Source organism: Amycolatopsis acidicola, from assembly GCF_007713735.2.
GTDB classification, from domain to species: domain Bacteria; phylum Actinomycetota; class Actinomycetes; order Mycobacteriales; family Pseudonocardiaceae; genus Amycolatopsis_E; species Amycolatopsis_E acidicola.
On the sequence record NZ_VMNW02000170.1, the window covers coordinates 1 to 8,077 of the forward strand.

7 protein-coding genes are annotated in these 8,077 nt (G+C 69.8%); all 7 read left to right on the plus strand.

Annotated features, from left to right (window positions below; all coding sequences use genetic code 11):
- Positions 1-197: 197 nt before the first annotated feature.
- From FPZ12_RS44840 to FPZ12_RS44870, 7 genes are read left to right on the plus strand one after another with little or no spacing between them, the layout of a single operon-like run.
- Positions 198-1,379, plus strand: coding sequence for a CaiB/BaiF CoA transferase family protein (locus FPZ12_RS44840; protein WP_243770360.1), 1,182 nt, complete (start codon positions 198-200; stop codon positions 1,377-1,379).
- Positions 1,376-2,140: an ABC transporter ATP-binding protein gene (locus FPZ12_RS44845; RefSeq protein WP_144761751.1), complete on the plus strand. Its 765-nt coding sequence runs from the start codon at positions 1,376-1,378 to the stop codon at positions 2,138-2,140. Before FPZ12_RS44840 ends, FPZ12_RS44845 begins: the two co-directional genes overlap by 4 nt.
- On the plus strand, positions 2,137-2,844 hold the full coding sequence (locus FPZ12_RS44850; protein WP_144761754.1) for an ABC transporter ATP-binding protein: 708 nt from the start codon (positions 2,137-2,139) through the stop codon (positions 2,842-2,844). The genes FPZ12_RS44845 and FPZ12_RS44850 overlap by 4 nt, the downstream gene beginning before the upstream one ends.
- Positions 2,845-2,870: 26 nt before the next feature.
- Complete coding sequence (locus FPZ12_RS44855) at positions 2,871-3,902, plus strand: branched-chain amino acid ABC transporter permease (RefSeq protein ID WP_144761757.1); 1,032 nt, start codon at positions 2,871-2,873, stop codon at positions 3,900-3,902.
- Positions 3,902-5,020 (plus strand): branched-chain amino acid ABC transporter permease, encoded by a 1,119-nt coding sequence (locus FPZ12_RS44860; RefSeq protein ID WP_144761760.1) that lies wholly within the window; start codon positions 3,902-3,904, stop codon positions 5,018-5,020. Before FPZ12_RS44855 ends, FPZ12_RS44860 begins: the two co-directional genes overlap by 1 nt.
- Before the next feature lie 6 nt (positions 5,021-5,026).
- Entirely contained in the window at positions 5,027-6,517 is a 1,491-nt protein-coding gene (locus FPZ12_RS44865) for an ABC transporter substrate-binding protein (protein WP_144761763.1), read from the plus strand.
- On the plus strand, positions 6,517-7,839 hold the full coding sequence (locus FPZ12_RS44870; protein WP_144761766.1) for an amidase family protein: 1,323 nt from the start codon (positions 6,517-6,519) through the stop codon (positions 7,837-7,839). The genes FPZ12_RS44865 and FPZ12_RS44870 overlap by 1 nt, the downstream gene beginning before the upstream one ends.
- The last annotated feature ends 238 nt before the right edge of the window (positions 7,840-8,077 follow it).

Sequence of the window (8,077 nt, forward strand, 5' to 3'; positions counted from 1 at the left end):
CCCCGGCCCCGGCATCGGCCCGCCCCCGTAAGCCGCCGCGACGCCGTCGATCTCATTCCCCATGGGAGGAGAGAGTACGCGCCGTGACCGCCCGAGTCCGGCGCGCGACCTCCGGAAACAAAATCGACACAAACGTTGACGTTGACGCCGCGATTGTGTGCAATGTGTCCACTGTCGATTCGAGAGGTGGCGCGAAGGTGGGTCCCCTGCACGGAATCAGAGTCCTGGAGCTCGGCAGCTTCATCGCGGGCCCGTTCGCCGGGCAGCTGCTCGCGGACTACGGCGCCGAGATCATCAAGATCGAACCGCCCCGCGCGGGTGACCCGATGCGGCGCTGGGGCATCACGAAGGACGGGGAATCCCTGTGGTGGCCCGCGATCGGCCGCAACAAGAAGTCGGTCACCGTGGACCTGCGCGGCGAAGAAGGCCAGCGGCTGGTCCGGGAGCTGGCCGGATCCTGTGACGTCGTGCTGGAGAACTTCCGCCCCGGCACCATGAAACGCTGGGGACTGGACTACGAAACCCTCAGCGCCGCCAACCCCGGCATCGTGGTCGTGCACGTCTCCGGCTTCGGCCAGACCGGGCCCGGCGCGGAACAGGCGGGGTTCGGCAGCGTGGCCGAGGCGGTCGGCGGAATCCGGCACACCACCGGCTCCCCCGACGACGCCCCCGCCCGCGCGGGGATCAGCCTCGGCGACTCCCTCGCCTCGCTGTTCGCCGTGATCGGCACGCTCGCCGCGCTCACCGAACGCTCCACCAGCGGCCACGGCCAGGAGGTGGACGTCGCCATCTACGAAGCCGTTTTCGCGCTGATGGAATCCACTCTCGCCGACTACCACGTCGGCGGCGTCCTGCGCACCCGCACCGGCAGCGTCCTTCCCGGCGTCGCACCGTCCAATGTGTACCCCGCGAAGGACGACGCGCAGGTGGTCATCGCCGCCAACGCCGACACGGTGTTCGCCCGGCTGACCGAGGCGATGGGCAGGCCGGAGCTCGCGACCGACCCTCGCTACGCCACGCACCAGGCCCGCGGCGCACGCGCGCAGGAACTGGACGCGCTCATCTCCGCCTGGACCGCGACGCTCGAAAGCGACGACCTGATCGGCGAACTGCAGCGGCACGGAGTCCCGGTCGGCCGGATCAACACCGCCGCGTCGATCCTCACCGACGGCCAGTTCGCCGCCCGCGACATGATCCTGTGGCGGCGCAACGGAAACGGCACGGAGCTGCCCATGAACGGCATCGTCCCCAAGTTCTCCCGCACCCCCGGCGAAGTCGCCAGGACCGGCCCCGCGCTCGGCGCCGACACCGAGGCGGTGCTCGCCGAAGTCGCCGGCGCCGAGCAGCTGGCCAGGCTGCGCTCGGACGGTGTCATATGACCGCCCTGCTCGCCCTCGAAGACATCACGGTCCGCTTCGGCGGGGTGACCGCGCTCGACTCCGTCGCCCTGACCGTCCACGAAGGACAGATCTGCGCGCTGATCGGCCCGAACGGCGCGGGAAAGACCACGGCGTTCAACACGATCAGCCGCCTGGTCCGCCCCGTCTCGGGCTCGATCACCTTCGCCGGCGGCGACCTCCTGCGCCGGCACGCCGCCGATCTCGGCAAGCTCGGCATCGCCCGCACCTTCCAGAACCTGGCGCTGTGGCCGGGAATGACGGTGCTGGAGAACGTGATGGTCGGGCGGCACGCGCGCGGCAGGACCGGCCTCGCCGGGTCACTCCTCGGCTGGCCCGCGGCGCGGGAAGACCGCGAACTACGGGCCCGCGCGTACGCCATGCTCGACTACTTCGGGATCACCGACGTGGCGCATCGGGACTGCACCGGACTGCCCTTCGGCACCCTCAAGAGGGTCGAGCTGGCCAGGGCGCTGATCGGCGACCCGCGACTGTTGCTGCTCGACGAACCCGCCGGCGGCCTGACCCACGGCGACGTGCGGGAACTGGGCGAGATCCTGCTGCGGCTGCGCGACGAGCACGGCATCACGCTGCTGCTCGTCGAGCACCACATGCAGTTCGTCATGGGGATCTCGGATTCCGTGGTGGCGCTCGACTTCGGCCGCAACCTCGTCTCCGGCACCCCCGCCGAGCTGCGGGATTCCCCGCTGCTCATCGAGGCCTACCTCGGGACACCGGTATGAGCACGCTCCTGGAACTGCGGGACATCCGCGCGTACTACGGCGAAGTCGAATGCCTGCACGGCATCGACCTGGAAGTGGCCGACGGCGAAGTGGTCGTGGTCCTCGGCGCGAACGGCGCTGGCAAGACCACGCTCCTGCGCTCGGTCTGCCGCCTGGTGCGCACCGAAGGCACGGTGCTGTTCGAGGGCGAACCGTTCGGCGGGAGCACCTACGACGTCGTGCGGCGCGGGGTGTCGATGGTGCCGCAGGGCCGCGGCACGCTCGCGGAACTGAGCGTGGACGACAACCTCCGCGCGGGCGGCTACATCCGCCGCGACAAGGAGATCAAGGCCGACATCGCTTACTGGTACGAGGTTTTCCCGCGCCTGGCGCAGCGCCGCGCCACGTCCGCGGGCAGCCTCAGCGGCGGGGAACAGCAGATGCTCGCCATCGCCCGCGCGCTGATGAGCCGTCCCCGGTTGCTGCTGCTGGACGAACCTTCACTCGGCCTCGCCCCGATCGTCGTGCGCCGGCTGTTCGACGTGCTGGGCCGCGTATGCGCCGAACGCGGGGTCGCGATGGTCGTCGTGGAGCAGAACGCCGCGCTGGCACTGGACATGGCACAACGCGGCTACGTCCTGGAGGCCGGCACCGTCGCCGTGACCGGCCCCGCACACCGCCTTCGCGACGACGAATCCGTCCGGCGCGCCTACCTCGGTTACTAGCTACCACCCCGGAAGGAGGGTGTTCAGTGGCGATCACACTCACCGAAGCACCGCCAGGCAAAGACATCCTGGTCGCGCGCCGCCGTCGTTCGGCCGCCACCGGCCTCGGCGTCGTCCTCGCGCTGCTGGCCGCGTTCTCCGTCTACGCGATCATCGACGGCGGCCCGGCGCTGTACCTGCAGCGCGTCATCGACGGCACGATGAACGGCGTCCTCTACGGCATGGTCGCGCTGGCGCTCGTCCTCGTCTTCAAGGCCACCGGCGTCATCAACTTCTCGCAGGGCGCGATGGGGATGGTCGGCACGTTCCTCGCCTTCACCGCCGCGGAGAGCTGGGGACTGCCCCTCGCGCTCGCGATCGTGGTGGCGATGCTGATCAGCGCCGGGGCGGCCGCCGGGATCGAACGCGTGCTCATCCGGCCGTTCGACCCCGGCAACCACCTCGCGATCACCATCGTCACGCTGGCGCTTTACCTGGCGCTCAACGCGCTCGCGGCGCTGATCTGGGGTTTCGACCCACGCGGGTTCCCCACCCTGTTCCCGCACGGCCCGGACGACTACTTCACCCTCGGCGGCGCGCGGCTGTACTACACCAGCCTCGGCACGGCGCTGCTCGTGCTCGTCGTGGTGATCGTGCTGCAGCTGGTGCTCTCCCGCACCAAGCTGGGGCTGGCTTTCCGGTGCGTGGCCACGAGCGTGGACTCCTCGCGGCTGCTCGGTGTCCACATCGGACGGACGGTGCAGAGCAGCTGGGCCATCGCGGCCGCGGTCGGCACGCTCGCCGGCTGCCTGGCCGCCACCACCACCTACCTCGACCCGACGTTCATGGACAAGATCCTCGTCTACTCCTTCGCGGCGGCCACCCTCGGCGGGCTCGACAGCATCGCCGGCGCGCTGGTCGGCGGAGTCGTGGTCGGCCTTTCCATCGCGCTGCTGACCGGGTACATCCCCGCGCTCGGCGGGCAGTTCGGGCTCGGCTGCGCGTTCTTCGTGATCGTCGCGGTCCTGCAGTTCAAACCGGCGGGCCTGCTCGGCCGCCGCAGTCAGGAGCGTGTGTGATGGCCGCTTTCACCGTGGCGGAAGGCACGCGCGCGCACCGCGGGCTGCGCTGGGGCTCGGCGCTGCTCGGCGCGGCCGTGCTGATTTTGCTGCCCCTGCTCACCGGCTCGGTCGCGACGATCGAGTCGTTCACCCAGATCGCCGCCTACAGCGTCGCGATACTCGGGCTCGGCCTGCTCACCGGCCATTGTGGACAGATCTCCCTCGGCCACAGCGCGTTCGTGGGGATCGGCGGCTACACCACCGTGATCCTCGTCGCCGACCACGGCTGGCCGTACCTGGCCACCATCCCCGTCGCCGTCGTGCTGTGCCTGGCCGCGGGCGCGCTCGTCGGCATCCCGGCGCTGCGTATCCGCGGGCTCTACCTGGCGACGGTCACCCTCGCCGTCGCCGCGTTGTTCCCGGTCCTCATCGACAAGTTCCCCTCCTTCACCGGCGGCCCGAACGGCAAGTTCGCGCCGCAGGAGATGACCGCGCCCGACTGGTTCTTCATCGACCCGTACACCCAGACCGGTCCCCCGACCGACCACTACTACGTCGTCGTGGCCGTCGCCGCGCTCATGTTCCTGATCGCGCGCAACCTCGTGCGCAGCCGCACCGGCCGCGCGATGCACGCGGTGCGGGACGCCCCGCTCAGCGCGGCGGCCGCCGGGATCCGGGTGGCGCGGGTGAAGATCTTCGCGTTCGCCGTCAGCGCGGCGTTCGCGGGGGTGGCCGGCTCGCTGCTGGTCATCCAGGTGCCCGCGGTCTCGGACTCCCGGTTCGACCTCTACCTGTCGATCTTCCTGCTCGTCGCGCTGATCGCGGGCGGGTCCGCTTCGATCGCCGGGGCGATCCCCGGCGCCATCGTGTTCGTGGTGCTGCGCACCTACATCGCCGACTGGGCCCAGTCGCTGAACCTGCTGTCCGGCCGCCCGGACGGCGGGCAGATCGTCGGCATCGCGTCCGGCGCCCTGCTCATCGCTTTCGTGTTCCTGCTACCAGGCGGGGTGATCGACGGACTCGGGCGGCTGCGCCGTCGCATCGTCGAAATCGTGCCCCGCGCCCCCCGTGACTGGGAACGGCACCGGTTCACCGCGCCGCCCCAGCCCGTCCAACCGGCCTTGAGAGAGGGCTGAACCACCATGACCCGCATCTGGCAACGAAGCCTCGCGACACTGGTCATCGCCGCGGCCGTCGGCACGACGGCCACCGCCTGCTCACACGAGGCGAGCAAACAGGCGGCCGCGGACAAGAAATGCGGCACCGCCGCCACCGCGGCACCCGCGCAGTCCGGCACCGCGCCGTCCGACGGCTCGGTTCCCGCCGCCAACCCCGACAGCAAGAACTGGGGCCGCACCGCGGACGGCAGCTGCACCTACTCCGGCCCCGGCAACTTCAGCCTCGATCTGAACAACTGCCCGGCGACCTGGGACAACAACGCCGGCATCACCGCCGACGCGATCAAGCTGTTCACCAGCATGCCGCATTCGGGCGCGCTCGCCGCCTACGGCGCGATCAGCGACGGCATCAAGTCCTATTTGGACTACGTCAACGCGCACGGCGGCGTGCAGGGCCGCAAGGTCAGCATCGACGTCAAGGACGACCAGTACCAGCCGGACCAGACCCGCAAGAACTTCGAGGACGCGGTGCAGTCCAACGCCTACGCCGCCAGCTTCGCCGTCCTCGGTTCGCCGAACAACCTGAACCTGCGCGACTACGCGAACCAGAACTGCATGGGCCAGCTGCTGGTCGCCGCCTCCGACGACGAGTTCGGCGATCCGCAGACCTACCCGTGGACCACCGGGTTCGGGCTCGACTACTACAACGAGAGCGGCATCTGGGCGACCTGGATCAAGGAGAAGTTCCCGCAGGGAGCCAAGGTCGCGACGATCTCCATCGGGAATGCGCTCGGGAACTCCTACATCAACGGGTTCAAACGGGCCGTCGCGTCCACCCCGGGCATCACGATCGTCAACGAGCAGACCAACGACGTCAGCGCGCCCAACGTGGACAACGAGGTGACGAGCGCCGCGGCCTCCGGAGCGGACGTCGTCGTGCTCGCCGAAGCGGGAACCTTCTGCACACAGGCGATCGGCGCCATCGAAAAGAGCTCGTGGAAGCCCACGATCGTCGCCGCGCAGCCGTGCGCGCAGATCCAGACCACGTACGCGCCGCTGGGCAAGCAGGGCCTGACCGGCAACGGCACCAACGTCGTCCGCTACTACTACGCGCCGAACGACCCGGACAACACCAACACCCAGTTCGCCAAGCTGTACAACGACACCGTGAAGGCCGCCGGGCTCGACCCGGCGAACGCGCAGGTCGCGAACGGCTGGTTCTGGGCGTGGTACATCGTGCAGGTGCTGCAGGACGCCACGACCATGAAGGGTGGCCTGAACCGCGCGAACATCGACGTCGCGGCACATTCGTACGCGTCGACGTACCCGCTGATGGTGAAGGGCGTCGAGGGCAAGGTCAGCGGCGTCGACGACGCTTACCCGTTCGAAGCCGGCGGGATGTACACCTACACCGGCGCGACGACGAGCACGACCGGGCACTTCGAGCAGGCCGGCCCGTTGATCGACAACAGCGGCAAGCTCGGCAACTTCCAGAAGGCCAAGGGCGGCAGCTGATGCACGCCGGTGCTCGCGAGCTGGCACGGGCGGTTTCGGAGAAGTCCGTGTCCAGCCGCGAGCTGGTGCGAGGATTCCTGGACAGGATCGCCGCGTCGGAGCTGAACGCCGTCGTCACGCTCGACGCGGAACGCGCGCTGGCCGACGCGGCGGCAGCCGACTCCGAGACCGCGCGAGGGCTGTCTCGCGGGCCGTTGCACGGGGTGCCGATCACGGTCAAGGACGCGATCGCCACGGCGGGCCTGCGCACCACCTGCGGTTCGCCGGAGCTGGCCTCGTACGTGCCTTCGTCCGACGCTCCGGCGGTCGCGCTCCTGCGTGCCGCCGGGGCGATCGTCCTCGGGAAGACGAATGTGCCGGTCTGGTGCGGAGACATTCAGACGTACAACGACGTCTTCGGCGCGACCAGCAACCCGTGGGACACCTCGCGGACGCCGGGCGGTTCGTCGGGCGGCAGCGCGGCGGCGGTCGCGGACGGCTTGTGCGGGTTCGACCTGGCGTCGGACATCGCGGGGTCGATCCGGATCCCGGCGCATTTCTGCGGCGTGTACGGGTTGAAGCCGTCGGTCGGCTCGGTGCCGGGCGAAGGGTACGTGGATCACGTCGGCGGCGGTGCCGTCGCCCCGGACGGGAACGTGCTGGGGCCGATCTGCCGGTCCGCGGAGGATCTCGGCCTGGCGATGTCCGTCCTCAGTGGAGTGTCTACTTCTGTTGCGCCGGAACGGTTTCGCGTCGCGGCCTGGCTGGACGACCCGGCTTGCCCGGTGGGCAGCGAGACGGCCACGCTCCTGGATCGCGCGGTCACCGAGTTCGGCGCGGCCGGTGCCCGGGTTCGCCGGGCCGTGCCGCCGACCGGGTTCGAGGAGCTGTGGCAGTTGCATTTGGACATGGTGCTGGCCGCGGTGACCTACAACCTTCCCGAGGATGCCTTGCCCGCGGCGACGCGCACCCATCGCGGCTGGCTCGCCCGGGCGGAGGATCGGGCGCGGGCCCGGCAGGCGTGGGATCGCTGGTTCGGCGAGTGGGATGTGCTGGTGTGCCCGGTGACGGCCATGCCCGCGTTTCCGCACGATCACGAGGGCGACATCGGGAGCCGGGTGGTGGAGATCGACGGGGAAAAGCGGCCCCACATGAGCACGATCGGCTGGTGCGGGTTGTTCAGCGTGCTCGGGCTGCCGACCGTGGTGATTCCCTTGGGGCGTACGGGTTCCGGGCTGCCGGTCGGGATGCAGGTCGTTGCCCGGCGCGGTGGTGACGGTGTGGCGGTGGGGTTTGCGGAGTGGGCTGCGGGTTTTTTGGGGGGATTTGTTGCGCCCCGTTAGGTCTGGCCCCGTTAGGTCTGGCCCCGTTAGGTCTGGCCCCGTTAGGTCTGGCCCCGTTAGGTCTGTGGTTGCGTTGCGGCAGTAGCGTGCGTTGCGGCAGCAACGGACGCGCGTGGCCGCGCTGTGTGACACCCCACCACCGCCCCGATCTTTGAGTGTTCGCGATCTTGCCGCCGCGTCAAGGCGGGAAAGATGCCTTGACCCAGCGTCAAGATCGCAAGGGACGGCTGGGGATCGG

Bases quoted from the DNA above. Each gene is read 5' to 3' on its own strand.
- FPZ12_RS44845 (WP_144761751.1), top strand. From the start codon at position 1,376: ATGACCGCCCTGCTCGCCCTCGAAGACATCACGGTCCGCTTCGGCGGG.
- FPZ12_RS44860 (WP_144761760.1), top strand. From the start codon at position 3,902: ATGGCCGCTTTCACCGTGGCGGAAGGCACGCGCGCGCACCGCGGGCTG.
- FPZ12_RS44865 (WP_144761763.1), top strand. From the start codon at position 5,027: ATGACCCGCATCTGGCAACGAAGCCTCGCGACACTGGTCATCGCCGCG.
- FPZ12_RS44850 (WP_144761754.1), top strand. From the start codon at position 2,137: ATGAGCACGCTCCTGGAACTGCGGGACATCCGCGCGTACTACGGCGAA.
- FPZ12_RS44870 (WP_144761766.1), top strand. From the start codon at position 6,517: ATGCACGCCGGTGCTCGCGAGCTGGCACGGGCGGTTTCGGAGAAGTCC.